Annotated in this window: 19 protein-coding genes and 1 tRNA gene; 9 read left to right on the top strand and 11 right to left on the bottom strand. The window is 64.1% G+C overall.

Annotated elements, in window-relative coordinates; all coding sequences use genetic code 11:
• Positions 1–73: 73 nt before the first annotated feature.
• The 3 genes from N2605_RS21195 (at position 74) to N2605_RS21185 (ending at position 3,240) form a co-directional block, all read left to right on the top strand.
• Positions 74–1,276, top strand: coding sequence for an MFS transporter (locus N2605_RS21195; protein ID WP_260342864.1), 1,203 nt, complete (start codon positions 74–76; stop codon positions 1,274–1,276).
• 180 nt (positions 1,277–1,456) lie between these two features.
• Positions 1,457–2,686 (top strand): CaiB/BaiF CoA transferase family protein, encoded by a 1,230-nt coding sequence (locus N2605_RS21190; protein WP_260342862.1) that lies wholly within the window; start codon positions 1,457–1,459, stop codon positions 2,684–2,686.
• 338 nt (positions 2,687–3,024) lie between these two features.
• Entirely contained in the window at positions 3,025–3,240 is a 216-nt protein-coding gene (locus N2605_RS21185) for a hypothetical protein (protein ID WP_036010888.1), read from the top strand.
• Positions 3,241–3,543: 303 nt separating this feature from the next.
• Here N2605_RS21185 and N2605_RS21180 read toward each other — a convergent pair whose 3' ends face one another.
• Positions 3,544–4,206 (bottom strand): TetR/AcrR family transcriptional regulator, encoded by a 663-nt coding sequence (locus tag N2605_RS21180; protein ID WP_036027671.1) that lies wholly within the window; start codon positions 4,204–4,206, stop codon positions 3,544–3,546.
• A gap of 208 nt (positions 4,207–4,414) precedes the next feature.
• Between N2605_RS21180 and N2605_RS21175 the strand changes: the two genes are divergently transcribed.
• The 3 genes from N2605_RS21175 (at position 4,415) to N2605_RS21165 (ending at position 7,716) form a co-directional block, all read left to right on the top strand.
• The gene (locus N2605_RS21175; protein ID WP_036027669.1) at positions 4,415–5,650 is read left to right on the top strand and encodes an acyl-CoA dehydrogenase family protein; all 1,236 of its coding nucleotides are present in this window, start codon (positions 4,415–4,417) and stop codon (positions 5,648–5,650) included.
• 131 nt (positions 5,651–5,781) lie between these two features.
• Positions 5,782–6,840 (top strand): phosphotransferase family protein, encoded by a 1,059-nt coding sequence (locus tag N2605_RS21170; protein WP_109145739.1) that lies wholly within the window; start codon positions 5,782–5,784, stop codon positions 6,838–6,840.
• A 249-nt stretch (positions 6,841–7,089) separates the two neighbouring features.
• Positions 7,090–7,716, top strand: coding sequence for a LysE family translocator (locus N2605_RS21165; protein WP_128264692.1), 627 nt, complete (start codon positions 7,090–7,092; stop codon positions 7,714–7,716).
• A gap of 159 nt (positions 7,717–7,875) precedes the next feature.
• Here the strand turns inward: N2605_RS21165 and argE are convergent, their stop codons facing one another.
• Positions 7,876–9,069: an acetylornithine deacetylase gene (gene argE / locus N2605_RS21160; protein ID WP_260342854.1), complete on the bottom strand. Its 1,194-nt coding sequence runs from the start codon at positions 9,067–9,069 to the stop codon at positions 7,876–7,878.
• A gap of 400 nt (positions 9,070–9,469) precedes the next feature.
• Positions 9,470–10,255 carry an SDR family NAD(P)-dependent oxidoreductase gene (locus N2605_RS21155; protein ID WP_109143341.1) on the bottom strand — a complete coding sequence of 262 codons (786 nt, stop codon included), beginning with the start codon at positions 10,253–10,255 and terminating at the stop codon, positions 9,470–9,472.
• Positions 10,256–10,388: 133 nt separating this feature from the next.
• Between N2605_RS21155 and N2605_RS21150 the strand changes: the two genes are divergently transcribed.
• Positions 10,389–11,087, top strand: coding sequence for a histidine phosphatase family protein (locus N2605_RS21150; RefSeq protein ID WP_057029612.1), 699 nt, complete (start codon positions 10,389–10,391; stop codon positions 11,085–11,087).
• A gap of 34 nt (positions 11,088–11,121) precedes the next feature.
• A complete protein-coding gene (locus tag N2605_RS21145) occupies positions 11,122–11,889 on the top strand; it encodes an SDR family NAD(P)-dependent oxidoreductase (protein ID WP_225139860.1) in 768 nt (255 codons plus the stop codon).
• Between the two features lie 191 nt (positions 11,890–12,080).
• Here the strand turns inward: N2605_RS21145 and N2605_RS21140 are convergent, their stop codons facing one another.
• Positions 12,081–13,316: a serine hydrolase domain-containing protein gene (locus N2605_RS21140; RefSeq protein WP_225150243.1), complete on the bottom strand. Its 1,236-nt coding sequence runs from the start codon at positions 13,314–13,316 to the stop codon at positions 12,081–12,083.
• A 148-nt stretch (positions 13,317–13,464) separates the two neighbouring features.
• On the opposite strand from N2605_RS21140, the gene N2605_RS21135 reads away from it, so the two are divergent.
• Positions 13,465–13,540, top strand: a tRNA-Trp gene (locus N2605_RS21135).
• Positions 13,541–13,645: 105 nt separating this feature from the next.
• Here the strand turns inward: N2605_RS21135 and N2605_RS21130 are convergent.
• The 7 genes from N2605_RS21130 to N2605_RS21100 form a co-directional block, all read right to left on the bottom strand.
• A complete protein-coding gene (locus tag N2605_RS21130) occupies positions 13,646–14,407 on the bottom strand; it encodes a glycosyltransferase family 2 protein (RefSeq protein ID WP_036010911.1) in 762 nt (253 codons plus the stop codon).
• Between the two features lie 138 nt (positions 14,408–14,545).
• Positions 14,546–15,052: a hypothetical protein gene (locus tag N2605_RS21125; RefSeq protein WP_109143343.1), complete on the bottom strand. Its 507-nt coding sequence runs from the start codon at positions 15,050–15,052 to the stop codon at positions 14,546–14,548.
• A 4-nt stretch (positions 15,053–15,056) separates the two neighbouring features.
• Entirely contained in the window at positions 15,057–15,563 is a 507-nt protein-coding gene (locus N2605_RS21120; protein WP_225113242.1) for a hypothetical protein, read from the bottom strand.
• A gap of 159 nt (positions 15,564–15,722) precedes the next feature.
• Positions 15,723–16,763, bottom strand: a complete 1,041-nt coding sequence (locus N2605_RS21115; RefSeq protein WP_260342848.1) for a Gfo/Idh/MocA family protein — start codon at positions 16,761–16,763, stop codon at positions 15,723–15,725.
• 3 nt (positions 16,764–16,766) lie between these two features.
• Positions 16,767–17,972, bottom strand: a complete 1,206-nt coding sequence (locus N2605_RS21110) for a class I SAM-dependent methyltransferase (protein WP_260342846.1) — start codon at positions 17,970–17,972, stop codon at positions 16,767–16,769.
• Positions 17,973–17,981: 9 nt separating this feature from the next.
• The gene (locus N2605_RS21105) at positions 17,982–19,187 is read right to left on the bottom strand and encodes a class I SAM-dependent methyltransferase (protein ID WP_036010928.1); all 1,206 of its coding nucleotides are present in this window, start codon (positions 19,185–19,187) and stop codon (positions 17,982–17,984) included.
• A 244-nt stretch (positions 19,188–19,431) separates the two neighbouring features.
• The gene (locus tag N2605_RS21100) at positions 19,432–21,330 is read right to left on the bottom strand and encodes a hypothetical protein (protein ID WP_260342842.1); all 1,899 of its coding nucleotides are present in this window, start codon (positions 21,328–21,330) and stop codon (positions 19,432–19,434) included.
• Positions 21,331–21,388 lie beyond the last annotated feature (58 nt).

The raw sequence follows: 21,388 nt of genomic DNA, 5'->3' as shown, positions 1-21,388 counted from the left end.
CCCGTGCGCCGTTTCTCCGAGTAGACAGGTGCTACAGGCGCAATCTGCGCCTGCCGGGCAGGCGACGTTTGGAATGCAGTTCTTGAAATATGACGGCAGGCTCATCGGGGTCCTGCTGATGCTCGCCACCACGCAGCTGGTCGGATGGGGCACGATCGGGCTTCCCGCCATCGTCGGGCGCGATCTCGCCGCCGATCTCGGCATGAGCCTGCCGGCGGTGTTCGCCGGCACGTCCGTTCTCTACGTCTCGATGGGGCTGTGCGGTCCGTTGCTCGCCAAGTCCTTTGCGCGGCATGGCGCGCGGACGGTGATGATGGTCGGCACGATCGTCACGGCGCCAGGCTTCGTGCTGCTGTCGCTGGCGCGCGAGCCGATGCTCTATTTCGCCGCGTGGATCGTGCTTGGCATCGCCGGCAGCGCCACGCTGTCGACCGGCGCCTATATCATGCTGAACGAGATCGCGGGGCGGCAGGCCAAGAACGCGATCGGCGCGCTGATGCTGGTGACGGGCCTGTCCAGCAGCATCTTCTGGCCGACGACCTCGTTCCTGAGCGGTCACCTCGGCTGGCGGGGGACGTGCCTGGTCTACGCCGCGATGATGCTCCTCGTCAGCCTCCCGCTCTATGCGTTCGGCGCGCCGCGCCGAAAGATCGCACAGGACGAGGGCACCGCGCCGGCGAAGCGGTCGCCGCCGCCTGCCATTGCACGGAGCACGTTCGGCCTCGTCGTTGCCGCGATCACGCTGAACGCCTTCGTCAATTTCGGCGTCAGTGCGATCCTGATCGAGCTGTTGCGGGCGGAGGGGCTGGCGCCGGCTCAGGCGCTGGTGTTCGGCTCGATGCTGGGCGTGATCCAGGTCAGCGCCCGCGGGCTGGATTTTCTCGGCGGCGGACGATGGGACGGCATCACGACCGGGCTCGTCGCGGGCAGCGCATTGCCGGTCGCCATGCTGCTGCTGATGTCGAGCGAGGGCGCCACGTGGGCGGTCGCGGTCTTCATCCTGCTCTATGGCGCCGGCAGCGGCGCAATGGCGGTGGCGCGGGCGACCATCCCGCTGGTGTTCTATGACCAGGCCGAGTTCGCCAAGGCGATGTCGATGATCTCGCTGCCGCTCAACCTCGCCTCCGCGATCTCACCGCCGCTGCTCGCGGGCCTGCTGACGGAGTTCGGCAGCCGTGCTGCGCTCGGTCTCACGCTGGTGTTCTCCTGCGCGACGGTGCTGATCCTCGTTCTGCTCGCTCGCCGCCGGCCGCGGCTGCCGGTTGTTGTGACCTGAGCCGATCACGCAATCTTCGCCGCGCGGAAAGTTGCTGACGGCGACGACCTCCGGTCCGGCCGGAGATAGCCGTATGCCGCCAGTGCAGTGCTCAGGGCGCGAAAATGGTGGTATCGGCAGGGAGCGCGGCCTCGCGATCCCGCCGCCGCGCCAAGATCCAGTTCTCCGGAGGAAATCGACATGTCTGCCCTGCCGCTCTCAGGCATCAAGATCCTTGATCTCACCCGCGTGCTGGCCGGGCCGCTGTCGGCCCAGATGCTGGGCGATCTCGGCGCCGAGGTGATCAAGATCGAGCGGCCCGGCACCGGCGACGACGCGCGCGCCTTCGGCCCGCCTTACCTGACCGACCCCGAGGGCAAGGCCAACAACAACAATTCGTTCTACCTCTGCGCCAATCGCAACAAGAAGTCGGTCACCGTCAACATCGCCAAGCCCGAAGGGCAGGCGATCGTCCGCGAGCTCGCCAAGGATGCCGACGTCTTCTTGGAGAATTACAAGGTCGGCGACCTCAAGCGTTACGGCCTCGACTACGAGACCATCAAGGCGATCAATCCCGGCATCATCTATTGCTCGGTGACCGGCTTCGGCCAGACCGGCCCCTATGCGCCGCGCGCCGGCTACGACGCCATCCTGCAGGCGATGGGCGGCCTGATGAGCGTCACCGGCCATATCGACGGCGAGCCGGGCGAGGGCCCGATGAAGGTCGGCCCGTCGATCGTCGACTACATGACCGGCATGAACGCCTCGATCGGCATTCTCTCGGCGCTCTACCATCGCGACGCCAGGGGCGGGCAGGGACAGCACATCGACGTCTGCCTATTCGATACGGTGATCGCATCGCTGTCGCACTGGCTGCAAATCTATCTCGTCAACGGCAAGATCCCGCCGCGCCGCGGCACCTGGGGCAATGGCGGCATGCCGGCCGGCGTGTTCCGCTGCACCGACGGCGAGCTGATGGTCGTGGTCGGCAATGACGGCCAGTTTCAGCGCACCTGCGCCGTGCTCGGCGCGCCCGAGCTCGCAAGCGATCCGCGCTTCGTCAAGAACAACGACCGCGTCGTGCACGGCAAGGAGATCATGGCGATCTTCGCCGGCCTGTTCCTGAAGCAAAAGGTAGCCTACTGGCTGGAGAAGCTGGAGGAGGCGGGGGTGCCCTCAGGGCCGATCAACAATTTCGAGCAGGTGTTCTCCGACCCGCACGTCCAGTCGCGCGGCATGCGCGTGAAGGTCAACCATCCCTTCGAGCCCGATCTGTCGCTGGTCCGCAACGCGCTGACGCTCTCGGAGACCCCGATCAAGGACTACCGCGCCCCGCCGCTTCTGGGCGAGCACACCCAGGAGGTCCTCGGCGGCAAGCTCGGCTATGATGCCGGCAAGATCGAGCAGCTGAAGCAGCAGGGCATCATCTAGATTCGACGAAGCGGCGCCGGCTTTCCCTCTCCCCTTGTGGGAGAGGGTGGCTCGCCGCAAAGCGGCGAGACGGGTGAGGGTTCTCTCCGCGTGCAAAGCTGCAGTCGAGTTCGTCGAGAGAACCCCTCATCCGGCGCTTCGCGCCACCTTCTCCCACAAGGGGAGAAGGGAAGAGGGCCGCGCTTGTGGAAACGGCGAGAAAAATCGGGGCGCCATGCCGGGGCTTGCGTGAAGCTTGCCCGCAATCCCCAGCTAATCCCGGTCCGTAGTCGCACAGGCTTCCGCTTTGCCTCCGACTCTGATTCGATCTCTCCACTTGAGTTCGGGGAGGGAAGTGAATGTCCTACACGATCGGGTTCCAGGCCAAGGACCAGAAGGCCATTCTGGCGACCGAGGCGGCCACCGCCAATCAGGCCGTCGCCATCATTGCCGCGCTGCGGCAGAGCGCTGACGAGATCAAGTTCATCCGCTCGCCGCAGGAAGGCGAAATGGGCATCGAGATGCTGCTGCTGCTCGCCAAGGAAGAGGCCGAGGAGATGCCGCAGCGGGCGTAGTCCCGCCCACCAATCATTCTTCGACCAGATCGACTGCATCGCCTGTTGTGAGGTGAATGGCGCTGACTTCACCTCTCCCCGCTTGCGGGGAGAGGTCGGATCGCCTCGGCGATGCGAAGGCATCGTCCGGTGCGATCCGGGTGAGGGGGTACAGGTCTCCCCGAAGACCGCACGTGTGGAGAGAGGCCCCTCACCCCAACCCCTCTCAGCGCGAGCAAAGCTCGTCGCGGCCCCGTAAGAACGGGGCGAGGGAGCGCACCGCGAATGCAGCTTCCAGCTCCGTACCGTCAACGCCCATCCGCGCTAACGCGCCGCCACCTTTGAAGAGACCTTCGGCTCCATCCGTCCCGCCGTCAGCGCCATCGTCGCCACGCTGACGACGCGCGTGACCACATCCTCGACGTCGTCGAGGTCGCATTTGCCCTCCGAAAGCTTGGTCAGCCGCTCGCTCTCACGGATGGTGTGATGCGCCATGGCGAGCGCGAAGTTGAGGCCCCAATAGATATCGACGTCACTGCGGTCGGGCAGGGACCGCCGCATCGCGCCGACGAATTTGCGCAAATGGTCGATCTCGCGGTTTTTGATGCGCCGGATCGGCGGCACGGATTCGATCGAGGCGCGGATCATGAAGCGCGCCGCGGTCGAGCGCTGGTTCTCCGGCCCCAGGCAGCCGCGCAAGGTCGGCCCGACCAACGCGCGCAGGATGACCTCGATCGGCGCGCGGCCGCCGCCTTGCTCCTCCGCCGCCTTCAACTCGTGCAGGCGCTCGCGGTTGGTGGCGATCGAGCGTGTGACGAATAGTTCCGCGATCAGCTCGTCCTTTGAGCCGAAATGATAGTTCACCGCGGCGAGGTTGACGCCCGCCTCCGCGACGATGTCGCGCAGCGTCACGTCGCCGAAGCCGCGATCGGCATAGAGCCGCTCGGCGGCGGCGAGAATGGCAGACCTCGTATGATCGCTGGCCATGGATGCCCTCGGGGAGGGGAGTTGCAATTCAAACAGTTGTATGAAACTATCGTTTGAAGGTCGGGAAAAGTCAATCCGCAATCGGGACTCGTTCGCAACTGCAGCCGGGTTTCGACAGGTCCGCAAGGACGCGCATTCGCGCTTGCGGGCCGCGCAAAGCGGGAGGACAGTCCGGCGCAAAAGGACCAGTGAGAGAGAGGAGCGTCGCATGGACTTCGATATGTCGCCCAAGCAAAAGGAATGGCTCGACCGCGTGCGGTCCTTCATGGCCAAGCACGTGCGCCCGGCGGTGCCGATCTACGATCAGCAGGACAAGAGCGGCGACCGCTGGAAGGTGATCCCTGTTCTCGAGGACCTCAAGAAGAAGGCGAAGGCCGAAGGCCTCTGGAACATGTTCATGCCGCCGTCCGAGCATGAGGACGATGAATTCCGCGGCGCGGGACTGACCAATCTCGAATACGCGCTTTTGTCGGAAGAAATGGGCCGCATCACCTGGGCCTCGGAAGTGTTCAATTGTTCCGCGCCCGACACCGGCAACATGGAAGTGTTCATCCGCTACGGCACCAAGGAGCAGAAGCGGAAATGGCTGCGGCCGCTGATGGACGGTGAGATCCGCTCCGCCTTCCTGATGACGGAGCCGGCGGTGGCCTCGTCCGACGCCACCAACATCGAGACCCGCATCGAGCGCGACGGCGACCATTACGTCATCAACGGCCGCAAATGGTGGTCGTCCGGCGTCGGCGATCCCCGCTGCAAGATCGCGATCCTGATGGGCAAGACCGATTTCAAGGCCGCCAAGCACCAGCAGCAGTCGCAGATCCTGGTTCCGCTCGACACGCCCGGCATCAAGGTCGAGAAGATGCTGCCGGTGTTCGGCTTCGACGACGCCCCGCACGGCCATGCCCAGGTGCTGCTCGAGAACGTGCGCGTGCCGAAGGAGAACATCCTGCTCGGCGAAGGCCGCGGCTTCGAGATCGCGCAGGGCCGCCTCGGCCCGGGCCGTATCCATCACTGCATGCGAACCATCGGCAAGGCCGAGGAGGCGCTGGAGAAAATGGTGAAGCGGCTCGCCTCGCGCACCGCGTTCGGCAAGAAAATCGTCGAGCACAGCGTGTGGGAGCAGCGCATCGGCGAGGCCCGCACCAACATCGAGATGACGCGTCTTCTGTGTCTCAAGGCGGCCGACATGATGGACAAGGTCGGCAACAAGACCGCGCAGGCCGAGATCGCCATGATCAAGGTCGCTGCGCCCAACATGGCGCTGAAGATCATCGACGAGGCGATCCAGGCGTTCGGCGGCGGCGGTGTGTCGGACGAGGCTGGCCTTGCCAAGGACTACGCCCACATCCGCACGCTGCGGCTCGCCGACGGCCCGGACGAGGTGCACAATCGCGCCATTGCCAGGCTCGAACTTCGGAAGTATGCAAACTCTCCCAATCACTAAGCGGGGGAGCCCTGCGGCGCTCCCGACTTGAAGAAACGACGGGACATGATCCAATTGCGGTAACCGCTTGACGCAAGTGCGTCAGCGGTTACCGATTAGGATCATGTTCGGACTGAAGAGGGAGCGTGACCGTGGCTGACGGCGTCAGGAAAGACGAGGAGTTTTCGGGCACCAAGCCGGTCGAGGAGCGGCATCGCTTCGACGAGATGCGGCTCGAGGCCTGGATGCGCGAGCACGTCGAAGGCTTCGAAGGCCCGCTTGTGGTGCTGCAGTTCAAGGGCGGGCAGTCCAACCCGACCTATCGCCTCAACACACCGAACCGCTCCTACGTGATGCGCCGCAAGCCGTTCGGCAAGCTGCTGCCCTCGGCGCATGCAGTCGACCGCGAGTATCGCGTCATCGCGGCGCTTGGCAAGCAGGGCTTTCCGGTCGCGCGCGCCTATGCGCTGTGCCAGGACGACGGCGTCATCGGCGCGGCCTTCTACATCATGTCGATGGAGGAGGGGCGCGTGTTCTGGGATCCGACGCTGCCGAGCCAGGACAACGATGCACGCCGAAAGATCTTCACCAGCAAGATCGAGACGCTGGCGAAACTCCACATGTTCGATCCTGTTACCATCGGGCTCGGCGATTTTGGCAAGCCCGGCAACTATTTTGCCCGGCAGATCGACCGCTGGACCAAGCAATATCGCGCGTCCGAGACCCAGCACATTCCGGAGTTTGAGAAGGTGGCCGAATGGTTGCCGAAGACGGTGCCGGAGCAGGCGCGCGTCTCGATCGTCCATGGCGACTATCGTCTCGACAACATGATTTTCCACGCGACGGAACCGCGCGTGCAGGCGGTGCTGGACTGGGAGCTGTCGACGCTCGGCGATCCCATGGCCGACTTCACCTATCTCTTGATGCAATGGATCATGCCGGGCCTCGACGGTGCCGACCTCAAGGCGCTCAATATCCCGAGCCTCGAAGAGGCCGCGCAGATCTATTGCAACGTCACAGAGATGACGGTGCCCGATCTCAACTGGTACTTCGCCTACAATTTGTTCCGTCTCGCCGGCATCACCCAGGGCATCGCCGGCCGCGTCCGCGACGGCACTGCCGCCAACGCCAAGGCGCTCGAATCCGCCAAGCGCACCGTGCCGCTGTCGAAGGCTTCCTGGGAATACGCGCAGAAGGCGGGGGCGGTGTAGGAAGAACAAAGGCGCGGCTGATGGCCGCGCCCTTTTTTGTTTTGGTAAGGCGCTGCTCCACACGCGCCGTCATTGCGAGCGCAGCGAAGCAATCCAGATTCTTTCCGCGGTGGCCCCCTGGATTGCTTCGCTGCGCTCGCAATGACGAGGAGGCGGAATCCAAGACTCGCAATTCACACCGCGCAAGTGCCTTTCGCAGCGACCGAGTCCTTGTATCCCTTTGCCCAATCCGCCCCGGGAGACCCGCGCATGATCGACCACACTACTCTCATCACCTACGTCCTCATCGTGCTCGGTTTCGTCTTCATCCCGGGACCAGCGACGCTGCTCACGATGGCGCGGGCGGCAAGCTCGGGAACGAAGGTCGGCATCGCCACGGGTGCGGGAATCGCCGCTGGAGACCTGGTACATACGGGGATGGCGATCGTCGGACTCTCGGCGATCATCGCGACCTCGGCGCTGCTGTTCAGCATCGTCAAATATGCCGGCGCTGGCTTCCTGATCTATCTCGGCATTCGGGCCATGCTGGACAAGGCGCCGATCGCGCTGAACGGCGGCGCCCCTCCGATCGGCGCGGGCCGTGCCTTTCGCGAGGCCGTGCTGACCGAGGTGCTCAATCCCAAGACCGCACTGTTCTTCCTGGCGTTCCTGCCACAATTCGTGAAGCCGGAGCACGGTGCGCCTGCACTTCAGCTTGCCATTCTCGGTGTCGTCTTCGTGCTGCTCGGTCTCGTCAGCACTGTCGTGTTCGCCGTCGGCGCGGGTCGTCTCGGCAACCTGCTGCGCCGCCATCCGGCGGTGGTGAAGTGGCAGGGCAAGGTGGTCGGCGCCATCTACTGCGCCGTCGGCGTGCGGCTGGCCCTGCAGGAGCGCTGAGGCGCGGTGAGGCCGTAGCGGCAATGAGTACAGGCTGACTCTCGTAGGGTGGGCAAAGGCGCGCAGCGCCGTGCCCACCATCTCTCAACTACACGAAAACGGTGGGCACGCTTCCGCCGTCGCTTTGCGAGCTGCGGCGGACAAGTCGCTTTGCCCACCCTACGGCAGCGCCGCCTGAGAGGCGCCCTTCGCACAATGCGCGATCAGCCTTTCCACGAACCCCGCGCATTTCTCCAGCTCCGCCATCTCCACGAACTCATCGGGCGTATGCGCTTGTGCGATCGAGCCCGGGCCGATCACCACGGAGGGAATGTCGGCGATGTCGGCGAACAAGCTCGCCTCGGTGCCGAACGCGACCTTGGCGTGGTCGTTGCGCCCTGCGAGGCTCTTGGCCAGCGTGACGATGGCGGCGTCGGCGGCGGTGTCGAGCGCGGGATAGTCGAGGATCTCCTCGAAATCGATGCCGCAATCGGGATGTCTCGCCTCCATCGCCGGCTCGATCTCGGCCTTGGCCCAGGCGACGATCGCATCGGTCACCTCCTTGGACTCGGTGATCCCGATGCCGCGGCATTCGAAATCCACGGTGCAGGTATCAGGCACGATGTTCAGCGCTGCGCCGCCGTGCACGATGCTGGTGAGCAGCGTCGAATGCGGGACGTCGTAGAGGCTGTCCGTCGACCGCACGGCCGCCAGCGCCACGGCGCGGCGGCGGATCTCGACGATCAGCTCGGCGGCATATTCGATCGCATTGACGCCGTCGGGCGCGATCGAGGAATGACGCGCGAGCCCATGGAACGTGGCGCGTACACCGTGCTTGCCCTTGTGGCCGATGATGACCTGCATCTGGGTGGGCTCGCCGATGAATGCGCCGAGCGGCCGGACCCTCTTCTTCGCGACCTCGTGCAGCATCGGCCGCACGCCGACGCAGCCGATCTCCTCGTCATAGGAGATCGCCAGATGAATCGGCGTCTTGAGTCTCGCCTCCACCATCTCCGGCACCATGGCGAGGCACACCGCCACATAGCCCTTCATGTCCGTGGTGCCGCGGCCGTACAGCTTGCCGTCACGCTCCACCAGCTTGAACGGATCATGGCTCCAGTCCTGGCCCACGACAGGCACCACATCGGTATGGCCCGACAGCACGAAGCCCGGCCGATCCTCCGGCCCGATCGTGACCCAGAGCGAAGCCTTCTCGCCGGTCTCGTCGACGATGCGCTCGCCCTTGATCCCGAACGCGGCGAGATAGCTCTCGATATGGGCAATCAGGGGCAGGTTAGTGCGGTCGCTGACGGTGTCGAACGAGACGAGGTCGGCGAGGAGTTTTCGGATGCGGTCGGGTCTTGAGCTTGGCATTGTCTCGGTCTTGTCAGGGAATGGAGGCTGAGTTGCCTGCAGGAACCATACCAACGTGAGCCCCGGTCGAGCAAATCAACACAGCCCCGCAGCCCGGATGCTGCCCACCACACGACCGTCATTGCGAGCGCAGCGAAGCAATCCATAGTCTTTCCGCGGAGGGATTCTGGATTGCTTCGCTGCGCTCGCAATGACGGGTTGAGGCAGCTGTGTACCTGAAACTCACGTCTCGTGGCCCGGACGCTGCGCAGCGTCTCCCCGGCGATGCGAAGCATCGTCCGGTTCGACGATGCGCTGCAGAGCCGGGGCCCGTGCAGCAGCGAGCGACGTAGCCTGCTGGGTCCCGGCTCTGCGCCGCACCGCTTGCGCGCTGCGTCGCGTCCGGGACACGACCTGCGAACTAAACCGGCTTGCCCGTATACGGCATCGATGCCGTCAAGCCGCCGTCGACCGGGAACGCCTGGCCGTTCACATACGAAGCCTCGTCGCTCGCCAGGAACAGTCCCATCGCCGCGAGCTCGTGCGGCTGTCCCGGCCGCTTGAGCGGGTTGAGCTGGCCGATCTTGTCTTGGGTGCCGCGCTCCTTGGCGCGGTCGAAGATCGGCTTGGTCATGCCTGTTTCGATCAGGCCGGGGCAGACCGCATTGATGCGCACGCCGGTGCCGGTGAGCGAATACGCCGTGGTCTGCACCAGGCTGATCACGCCGGCCTTGCTCGCGGCATAGGGATGCCCGCTCGCGCCGGCCTTGAGGCCGGCGACAGAGGCGGTCAGCACGATCGCGCCGGACTGCTGCTTGACCATGTGCGGCATTGCGTACTTCACCGCGAGGAACGGCCCGATCAGGTTGACGCGCAGGATTTCCTGCCAATGCTCGACGGTCTGCTCGGCGAGCGGAACGAGTCCGCCGGAGACGCCGGCATTGGCCCAGATCACGTCGAGCCGGCCGTGCGTCTTCACCGCCTTGTCGATCACAGCGATGACGTCTTGTTCGGAGCCGGCATCCGCAACCATCGCTTCCGCGACGCCGCCGGCCTTCTTGATCTCCTCGACCGTCTCCTTCACCGCCTCGGTGCGATCGACCGCGATCAACTTGCCGCCCTCCTTGGTGAACAGCAGCGCAGCCGCGCGGCCGATGCCGCTGCCGGCGCCGGTGATGATGACGGATTTGCCTTGCAGGCGACCCATGCGTTTCTCCCTTTTGCTCGTGCACGACGCTTGCCGCGCGACGGAATTTCAAACAAGATTTCAAACGGCAAAGTGTCTTGAGACGCGTTCACTACTCACGTACAGCGACAATAGACGGGATGGAAGGGTTTCGATGGCAGGTGCAGACAAGCCGAACGTGGTCATCACGCGGTGGTGGTGGGTCCGTCACGCGCCGGTGCGCAACGACGGCGGCAACATCTACGGGCAGAGCGACATCGCCTGTGACACCAGCGATACTTATGTGTTCAATGCTGTTGCCAAGGTGCTGCCACGCCAGGCGGTCTGGTATTCGAGCAATCTGATGCGCACCCATCAGACCGCCGAGGCGATCTGGGCCGCGGGTTTTCCAAGGCCGGCAGCGCTGAAATGGGAGGCGGATCTCGCCGAGCAGAACCTCGGCCGCTGGCAGGGCATGAACCGCGCCCAGTTCATTGCCAGCCGCCCCGTCGGTGCGAGCTGGTTCGCCGACATCAACGAGCCCGCGCCCGGCGGTGAAAGCTTCATGGACCTGTACAACCGCACGCGCCGCACCATCGAGCGGATCAACGCCGAGGCGGCCGGGAAGGACATCATCGCAGTCGCGCATGGCGGCACTATCAGGGCGGCAGTGGGGTTCGCGCTCGGCGGGCAGCCGGAACGCGGGCTGTCGTTCGACATCGACAATTGCTCGGTGACGCGGCTGGATTATTTTGCGAGTCCCGATCGCACGGTCTGGCGGCTGCCGATGGTCAATCAGCAGCCTTGGATCGCCGATCCAGCGCACGCGGCGATGCATCAGCCGGCGGGACCGGAAGTCAAGAAGCTGGCCTGATAATGAATACGAAAATCAAATCTGGGAGAGAAACATGACCTTGTTCGACATGAAGGGGAAAGTCGCCGTCATCACGGGCTCGACGCGCGGCATCGGGCTTGCGATCGCCGAGCGCATGGCCGAGCACGGCGCCAAGGTGGTGATCTCCTCGCGCAAGGCCGACGTGTGCGAGCAGGTGGCGAAAGGCATCAACGACAGATTCGGCAAGGGCACCGCGGTCGCGGTCGCCGCCAACATCTCCTCGAAAGAGAATCTGCAGAACCTCGTCGACGAGAGCAACCGCGCCTTCGGCAAGATCGACGTGCTGGTCTGCAACGCCGCATCGAATCCGTATTACGGCCCGCTCGCCGGCATCTCCGACGATCAGTTCAGGAAGATCCTCGACAACAACATCGTCGCCAACAATTGGCTGATCTCGATGGTGGTGCCCCAGATGATCGAGCGCAAGGACGGATCGATCATCATCGTCTCCTCGATCGGCGGCCTCAAGGGCTCGACCATCCTCGGCGCTTACGCCATCTCGAAAGCCGCCGACATGCAGCTCGCGCGCAACCTCGCCTGCGAATACGGCCCGCACAACATTCGCGTGAACTGCATCGCGCCGGGCCTGATCAAGACCGATTTTGCCAAGGCGCTGTGGGACAATCCGGAGAACCTGAAAGCCTCGACCTCGCGCTCGCCGCTCTTGCGCATCGGCATCCCCGACGAGATCGCCGGCGCGGCGGTGTTCCTGGGCTCGAAGGCCGGCGACTTCATGACCGGCCAGACCATGGTGATCGACGGCGGCGCGACGATCAGTTGATGCGTTTGTCGGAAGGGAAAGGGCACGTAGTCCACCCATACACAGCGGTCATCGCCCGCGAAGGCGGACGATCCAGTACCCGCAGCCGCAGTTGTGTGAACGAATGACCGCCGCGGCGTACTGGATGCCCCGCCTTCGCGGGGGCATGACAGTGCGGATGATGATACGGCGTCGCGCGTAAGCGCAGGGCCTCACTCCACCGCCGCGTAAACCAGATCTCGCACCAGGGTCCGCGTGTGGTCGCGCTGTCCCGGCCCCTGGCTCATGAACACTGCGAACAGATCCTCCTTCGGATCGATCCAGAAGAACGTGCCGGCAATGCCGCTCCAGAAATACTGGCCGACGCTGCCTGGGAAGGGCGCGATGCCGGCCTCGCGGCGCACGGCAAAGCCGAGGCCGAAGCCATGACCCGGCGATAGCAGCGTGCCGTTGGTCGGCACGCCTGGCCCGAGGTGATCGGAGGCCATCAGCTCCAGGGTCTTGCGGCCGATGATCCTGTTGCCGTCGAGCGTGCCGCCATTGCGCAGCATGAGGCAGAAGCGGGCGTAGTCCATCGTGGTAGAGACCAGGCCGCCGCCGCCGGACTCCATCACGGGCTGCTCGAGCATGTTGAACAGCGCGACCTTGTCGCCGGTCCACGGGTCGGCCGCGAACGGCTCGGCAAGGCGGCCGGCATTGGCTTGGCTTGTCGAGAAGCCGGTTTCGGCCATCTGGAGCGGCGCAAGCACGCGCTCGGTAAGGAACGCGCCGAGCGATTTGCCGCTGACGACTTCGATGATGCGGCCCAAAATATCTGTGGAGCGGCTGTAGTTGAACTCCGCGCCGGGCTGGCAGACGAGCGGGAAGCTCGCCACCAGCGCGGCATGTTCGGCGTTGGTGATCTTGCGGCTGCGGACGCGGGACTCCTGGTAGAGCTTGTGCACGGGGCCGTCGCCCTGGTGCTCGTAGGTGAGGCCGGAGGTGTGGCGGAGCAGGTCCTGCACGGTCATGGGCCGCGCCGGCGGTACCAGCTCCAACCGGCCGTCCTTGACGGCGCCGACCTGCTGGCTCGCGAACTCCGGTATGAACTTTGCGACGGCATCGCTGAGCAGGAGCTGTCCGTCCTCGACCAACGTCATGATGCCGACCGAGACGATCGGCTTGGTCATCGAGAAGATGCGGAAGATCGAATCGCGCGCCATGGGCGCCGCGCCTGCCGGGCTCTGCTTGCCGAGCGCCTCGAACCAGCCGATTTGGCCGCGCCTCGCCACCAGCACGGTGACCCCGGGAACGGTTCCCTTGTCGATTTCGCGCTTGAAGGTGTCCGACATGGCCTGGAGCCGCGGCCGCGACAGCCCGAGCGTCTCTGGGCGCGCTTCCGGCAAAGCTGGGGTGTGGGGCGCGTTTGCGGCCTGCGGGGCGGCAGTGGCGGTCGCTGTAGCGGTCATGGGCACTCCCGATTGTTTTTCGTTATGGCCGATGGACTGTGGCCCAGAACCCCCGGCACAAACAAGCGAAGCCGGCGCGGTTCACCCTTGCAAACCGGCCGCTCTCTGTGCTTGAAAGCGCCCCTGATCCGCGGCGACGCGGGTTCGTAGGAGTGTAGCTCAATTGGTAGAGCACCGGTCTCCAAAACCGGGGGTCGCAGGTTCGAGCCCTGCCACTCCTGCCAGCCAAATCAATCACTTAGACTAGATTGCGGCGGGAGGGCGTCCCGCGCGCGCCCGTGCTCTCGCAGCCGCTGTGCTGGAGGTGCCGTGTCGTGGTCCGGCGAGGCCTAGCGCGCCGGGGTCCGTTCCGCGTCGGCGGGAATCTGCCTGAGGTTGACGTTCCGGATGGGAACGCGGCGCAGCAGGGAAAGGATGGTCCCGCCGAGCTCGAGATAGGTGCGCAGCCGCAGCGCGCGCGACGAGCCCTTCAGCTCCGCGTTCAGGCTCACCGGAACCTGGACGTAGGTGAGGCCGAGCTGGAGCAGGGAGATCAGCGCACAGATCTGGTAGCCGTAGCCGTCGGCCTTGACCGCGATCTGGCGCAGCCATTTCACGGGATAGACGATCATGCTGTGATAGTCGGACAGCCAGAAGCCGAACAGGCAGTTCAGGATGAACCGCAACGAATGCGACTGCAGCGAGCGGTTGACGGAGCGGTCCGACTGGTTGTCGCGATAGGTGATGACGAGGTCGGCGGCGCCCGCCGCTTTGAACATCCGGGCAACACCCTCGTTCTGGAAGGCGTGATCGCCGGGGATGAGCGTGATGGCATCGAATTTCGCGCGCGATAGCGCATATTCGAAGCCGGCACCGACACCCCGCGGTTCGGCATTGTGATGCACGATGATGCGCGGCTCGCCGGCTGCGAACTCGTCCATGATCGCGCCGGTGGCATCGGTGCTGCCGTCGTCGATCAGGAAGATCTCGAAATCGTCGAGCAGGTCGCGGGCGAGCGGCAGCACGCCGTCGATCGTGTCGGCGATCTTGTCCTGCTCGTTCAGTGCAGGAATGACGATCGTAAGCCTTTTTGCCGCCCTGGAAGGTGTCATTGTATGCGCCCGTTGGCGGGGCCACTCTGTCCCGGTGACCCCATGCAAGTCTAGGTCATCTGAACCGGGCGAACAATGCGGCTCGCCGGTATGCCCACAAGACCGGCGCGAAACCTATGATGTGTGTGTTCCGCGCAACTAGTCGGAAAAATCATAGAGGCTGGTGTCGCCAATGCCGAAGGCGCGGCGCAGCCGTCCGACGTGGCCTGCCATATTCCGGCCCGCCGCCGTCGCCGCGAAGTGCGAATCGGTCCGTTCCACCAAGCCGCCATCGACCAAGTTCCCAATTCGTCCGCGGAACAGATCTGGAACCTGCCCGTCAGCGATCTCCGATAGCGGTGCCCTGCGATCGGGGCGATCGACGAGGCTGAGCAGGATGCCCAGCGAAACCGATTTATACACGGCGCCAAAGGCGAACACGTAAGCCATGACGCAAAATCCGAAAATCGATGCGGCGTCCCAGTACTGAAGCTGCGGGACGAAGAGAATTCCGAGCATCACCCCGAGACCGTGCGAGACAACCGTGGCAATCGCCAGCAGGGTCACGGGTCCGAGCGGCCAAGCGCGTGCGCGGGCCATGAATTGCAGGGCAGGCGCCAGCAGGGCGAACACGGCGACGGCGGCAAGTCCGACAGCAAAGGACATCGACTCACCCAAGGCCTGTCGACAGACGAACGAGCTTGACGAGATGCGCTACCGCAACCCCCTTGGAGGTGGGGGCAAGCCGGCCGTCCGCCGTGATGACCATCCCGGCCCCGATCAGGAGCTTCAGGCGGTTGTGCGTGAAGGTGCCGAGATCTCCACCTTGCATGTAGGCTGTCGCCCATTGCTCCAGGGTGAGAGGATGTCCAGCCTGAACGAGTGCGGTGAGCAGCGTCAGCGTGAAGCCCCAGGCCAGCAGGCTGAACAGGATGTAGCAGAGCATCATTGCGGTCCCGAGCAGGAAGAGACCGCCAAGCACATCGCCGACGTGGCGCTGACCTGGAAGGGCGATACAGGCGACGGCGTAAAGGATGACGACGCTGATGCAGCCCAGCCGGAAGCGACGGCCGGCTCCGCCGGTGGCGGCGATGCGCGCGTAAAGCAGCAACAACAGTGGAAAGGCGAGGCTGACACCAATCGCAGCAGCTTGCGCCGGGCCCGGTAGCAGGTTCATTGCGGAAAATCGTCCCGGACGCCTCTCAGGCCAGTCAGAGCGAAAGTCTATAGGGGGTCGTATTTTTCAGGTCAAGGCAGCCCGGCGCCTTTGACTGGCGATTGTCACGCGGACTCGCGTGTGTCGCGATGGAAACGGCTGGCTGCGCAAACTTCCGCATCATGCGATGCCGTCAGCCCGCCGCTTGTAGACCATCTCCGCCAGTGAGATGTCGGTCACCGAGTCCTTGCCGGAGGCGAGGGGGGTGCGTCCCTCGGCGATATCGGAAACGAAGGCGTCGGCCTGGCGCCGAAATGCCCAGCTCTTTTCACCCGTCAGATGCGTGCTTTGACCATCGTGCTCGACGATGACCTCCGCCTCTTGCTCGGCAAAGGGCGGGGGCAGTTTCAAGGTCACCGCGCCGCGCTCGAAATCGATCGTCAGACCCTCGCGCCAGGCTCCCTCGGACCCGTTCACGAGATCCAGCGTACAAGCGATGCTGTCGAAGTCGAGGGTGATGCGCGCGGCTCCCGAAGTTTCGACGGAGCTGTCGGCGACCGTTGGCGATGATCCGAGCAGGTAGCGCGTCAGATTGATGATATGGCTGAAGACGTTCAGAAAGTTGTCGTAGCCGGCCCGCATCGTGCTCGGCATCCAGTCGGGACCGTCCTTCCAGAGTTCGATCCCGTCCGGCCGTGTTTCGCCGGTCATCACGAAATTGTCGCGCGACCGGCCGGTGTCGCCGCCGAAGCACCAGCCCTTGGCGCGGACCACGCGTCCGAGCGATCGGTCGTTGTGCAAGCGCGTCAGCACATCGAGCGCGCGCGCCACACCGGCATCGTGACGCTTCATGTAGCCGACGCTGTAGACGAGGTTTCGCTGCCGCGCCGCTTCGACCAGCAACGTCGCCTGAGCCGTCGTATAGGCCATCGGTTTCTCCGACAGCACGTGGCGGCCGCTGTTCAACGCGTCCAGCACGATCGGACCGGTGGCTCGCCGCTTTGTCACGACCACGACAGCGGACACCGCAGCGTCCGCGAGCAGCTCCCGATGCGTGCCGTAGACCTGCGAGATGCCGAACTTCTGCGCTGCGGCGGCAGCGAGATCCGGCCGGAGATCGGCGATGGCGACGACGCGGCAGGCGGGATTGGCGACGAAATTGGCGAGGTGGCACATCTGGCCGACCATCCCCGTTCCGATGATGCCAATGCCTGGCCTCACTGGCTATGATCCCTTGAAGCGCTTCCGGATGACGAGGAAATGCGCCGGCTGTCCCCAGGTGTTGATAAATGCCGGATCTGTCTGGGTCAGGGCCGTGACCGCAGGCGCATCGCGTCGCCCGATCGCGGCGAAGATGCGGTGGAAACTGTCGAGCGTCGCAACGATGGTTTCGATTTCGGAAGCATCGTCCGCGAGAATGTCCGTCGTTCGGATCGCCTCGCGTAAGGACGCAAGGCTCGCGATCACGCGTGGCAGGCTCTCGCCGAAGGGGGCGTCGATCATCGCGTCGACGTCGAGAACCAGCGTCTCGATCGATGCCGAAATCGCCGCCACGGCATCGGCCTTGCCGACCAGGTAGAGCTTGCGTCCGCCGAGGAAGCTGAGGCGGCTGCGGTGGAGATGGCGCGCCGCACGCCGCAGCTTCTCGTCGGCGGAGAGAACCTTCTTGTGCCAGTAGACGTCCAGGCTGTCGCGATAGGCTGGCCACGCCGAATGGATGTCGAATCCCTGCTCATGCGCTGCCGTGCACAAGGCGGCTGCGTCGAGGAAGTACCGATGCCGGACGAACGGGTTCTCGAGTACGTCCATCAGCCAGGATTCGAAGCTGCGGGTGTGCGGAATGCTGTTCCATTTCGCGTCGAAAAGCGTCTTCGCGGTTTCGAGTGCGGGACGGCCTGACAAAGCCTTGCCGGCGGCATGGATTGCCTTGAGCGCGAGCTCGAAGAAGCCGCCATAGCGCTCGTAATAGGACACGACGGCGAAACCGTCCGGATTGAGCAGCCGATGGAAGACGCCGAGCCAATTTTCGGTCGGCTGCACGGTGTAAATGAAACCTTCGGCATCGATGATGTCGTAGCGGCGCTCGCTGCGAAATCCCTCGACATCGGCCAACGCGAGTTCGCGCAGGCGCTCGCTCAGGCCAAAATGCGCGAAATAGGCCTCAATTTTCGGATGCGCATGCCGGTTCGGTTCGGCGAGCGCCATGTTCGCGCCCCAGCCGGCAAACACCAGCGCATTCTCACCGGAATCTGGACCGAATTCGAGCACCTCCGCATCGCGGAACAGCCGCGGCGGCAGCACGAGCTTGTCTGAAAACAGCTCGCGCCGCTGGCTGGCATATGCATCGAGTTCGGCGGCCGATTTGAAATTCCCGAACGTCGGTAGGACGTCCTGACGTTCGTAGTAATTGAAGAGCTTCTCGTCAGCCATGCCGCGTCCCTAACCCAAGGCCGCCTCGAGCCGATCGAGCTCGCTCCAGATGTCGGAGGGCGCGAAAATCGAAACGATGTGCAGCGGCCGCTTCACGTTCTCGCGCAGCCGGCTGCTGACCTTGGCTTCGTTTTCCTGGTTCACGGCGAGAAGGCAGACGAGCGGCTCCGACTTGCCGGCGAGTTCGTCCGGCGAACGGATCGGTATGCCGGTGCCGGGCAGGAACAGCCCCTGGCGCTCCTTCTGGTCGTCGACGGAGAGATCGACGAGCTCCGCCAGCTCATGCGCGTTGGTGAAGGTGCAGGCGCGGCAGCCCGCGCCGTAGATGGCAATCTCGGCGCCGTTCGCACGGGCCTTGGCGAGGATCGGCCGCAGGCGCGCGCCGTACTCCCTTGCGCGCTGGCCGAATTTCTCGCCGACGCCGGAGGGCGCAGGCGGCGGCGTCACGTCGCGGGTTGCACGACGGGCGGCGATCGCGAGGCTGCCGCCGCTGAAATTGTATTTCTTCACCGAGACGGCCTCGAAGCCGTGGCGGACCAAGAGCGCGAGTAGCGTCGGCTCGGTGAAGTAGCTGACGTGCTCCTCCCACAGCACGGAGAGGTCGCCCGCCGTCGAACCGGGATCAAAGTCGGGCACGTCGATGAACAGCAGTCCGTCGTCGCTGAGCGCGATCTTCACGCAGTCGAAGAAGTTCTCGAAATCGACGATGTGCTCCAGCACCTGGCGCGAGACCACGAGATCGAACTTGCCGGACTGGGCGACCGCGTCGTGACACAGGGCCGGGCTGATCATGTCGGAATAGACCTTGATGCCGCGTTCGCGGGCAATCTTGCCCGACACGGGGTTGGGCTCCACACCCACCAAGACCTTCGCGCCGCGTTCGCGCAACTTATCCATGAACAGGCCGTCGTTGCATCCAATCTCGAACACGGATTGGTGCTTCGAGAATTTCGCGATGGTGTCGAGCTCGTCGACCTGGTGCGGCTCCGGCTTCCAGCTGCTGAAATTGTAGTTGAACTGGCGATAGAGGATGTCTGGATCAATCGGCTTGACGATCTGCGGCAGGCCGCAGTCGCCGCAGGCGAGGACCTCGAACGGATACCGCTCCTCCTGCTCGTTCCGGCTGCGCCGAAGTCGATGCGCGATTGGCATTTGCCCGAGGTCGATGACCGGTCGCAGGTTGGTCGAATGGCAGAGGCGGCAATGATCGGTCACTGATTATTCTCGCATTTGAGCAGGTCTGACGAGGCGACCTTCAATGGAAACCGGCGTGGCCGGCAACGAGACGCTCCCGGATACATCATAACCGGGTTACGCGGGGCATTCCTCCGGCCTGTGCGTTCTCGGCCAAAGCAGGTAGCAGCCGTGGATAGGTCTTGCAAGACGTGCCGCCGTCCCTCAATTGGAGGTGGATGCGGCCGGCCATGTACGCGCGCGACGGCTGCGAGCACGGTCGACGTCAAGGCCGCCGCCGCTCGTAGAGTGTCAAATTACCCCGGGTCTCCACGGCCACGAAATCCCGCTTGATCCGCTTCATGACCTCTTGAACATGGTGGTACTCCGGCCTGCGCTCAACCATGCTGTCGTAGAACAGCCGGTCCGCCGGGTTCATCGAGCGATCCAGGAACCGCGCGTCAAAGGACACCAGGAACGGCATGAAATAGGCCATCGGCGCCCGATGGGCCTGGGCCAGATAGGCCCAATCCCTGAGGGCGATGACCAGAACCCTCTCGTCTGGCCTGGTTTTATCCTGGATGAACTTCGCATCGGCCTCGGTGATCTGATCCAGGTCCTCCTGCCACGTGACCGCCGGGCTCGAGACGAACGGCCACCGCAGAAGGCTGGGATAAGTTGCATACGATCTCAGGCCGTAGAGGTGGGGATTGTTCTTGTCCTGGACGAACAGCAGCGCAAGAACGGTCGCAGCGGCCGTTATGGCGCCGGCGGTTCTTCGGAACGACGGTTGCCACCCCGTTGAAAACTGGCGGATCCACCAGGCCGAGACCATCACCAGCGGCAACGCGTTCTGGTGCCAGACAGCGTCCAGCGTCCGGTTGACCCATTTGATCATCAGCGCCATGCCAATCATCGACAGCGTCAGCAGAATCCCGGTCACGAACCGGTCATGCCAGGAATCGGAGGGCCGTGACAGCCGGATCGCGGCCCAGCCGACGGTGATGCATCCGACGATCTGGAGCGGCAGATTGTAGATGATGCCCCAGCCCAAGTCCCATTTGATGGGCGTGCTTCCCCACCCGGTCCCGTAGAGTACGAGCGGGCGAAAGCATTCGATCAGAAACTCCAGGGAGAAGGCTCTCGTGCCGAACAGCACCAGGCACATCAGGATTGCGGCACCTATCGATGTGACTGCGAACACGAGGGCATTGCGATAGTTCGGCAACCCTCCGGCGATCGCCGCGACGAAGGTACCCGTCACAAGGAAGAACAGCCCGATCTCGGTCTGCCAGAGCAGCGAGACGGCGCACATGATGGCCGATAGGATTAGCCATGTCAGGCGCCCGGGAGCGGTGCAGTGCAGGCTGATCGCGAGCGCAAAGACGATCAAGAGCGGAAATCGCGTCGGGTAGGCAGATGGCGAGTAGAACTGGCCGGTCGTAGAGAAAGCCAGCACGGCGAGCGCCGTGATGACGGCGATCGCGGCAAGCTTCGAGCGGATCAAGTAATACAGAAGAAAGTAGGCCTGGACGTAGGTCGCGAGCGTGACCGCGATGTTCAATCCGACCGCTCGCATCGCCGCCGATTTCCAGCCATCTCCCATGATGAGATGAAAGAACCAGCCGAGCGCAGGGCCGTAATGCGAATGGAAGTCCAATCCGGGAACGAGCCCGGGGGCGTAGCCATAAAGCGCGGGACCGATGAAGTAACTTACCTTGTGCGCTTCGTCCCTCACGGCCGCGGTCAGGCCTTCGAGGTCGGAGGGGATCAGCAGCAGAGCGAGGAATATGATCGCGAGCAGATCGCCGGCCCCCACGCTGAACCGGGTGTCGGTCGAGGGTTTTGCAGCAGGAAGGTAATTGTTGGCGTCTCGATTGAGCGCGACGGTGATAGCGGCGACCGCCAGCAGGGCGATCGCGATCCCGGGGCTCCTCCAATCGTTGGCAGCGCCGAGGGCAAGATAGACGAAGCTCGCCGTGATGGCGCTCAGTGCGAGCGAGCCCGATGATCGATACGTCGCGTACAATGCCGCTGCTGCCGCAATCGGCCCGGACAGGAAGAACGAGCCGTAGAACGCCTTCTTGCAGAAATCGCAATTCCTGTCTGCCAAGGCCATGTCGAAGCCTTCGACGAAATTTGATTGAAATGACGGAAGGTGATTTTTCACCAGCAGCAGCACCACGTAGGCGACGGCGCATCCCAGCAGGGCGGCCACAACAGCTCTGGCGGCGATCGAGAAT

It is taken from the genome of Bradyrhizobium yuanmingense, from assembly GCF_025200905.1.
Classification (GTDB): Bacteria; Pseudomonadota; Alphaproteobacteria; order Rhizobiales; family Xanthobacteraceae; genus Bradyrhizobium; species Bradyrhizobium yuanmingense.
The sequence above is the reverse complement of the archived record's forward strand: the minus strand, read 5'-3'. Positions and strand labels throughout refer to the sequence as shown.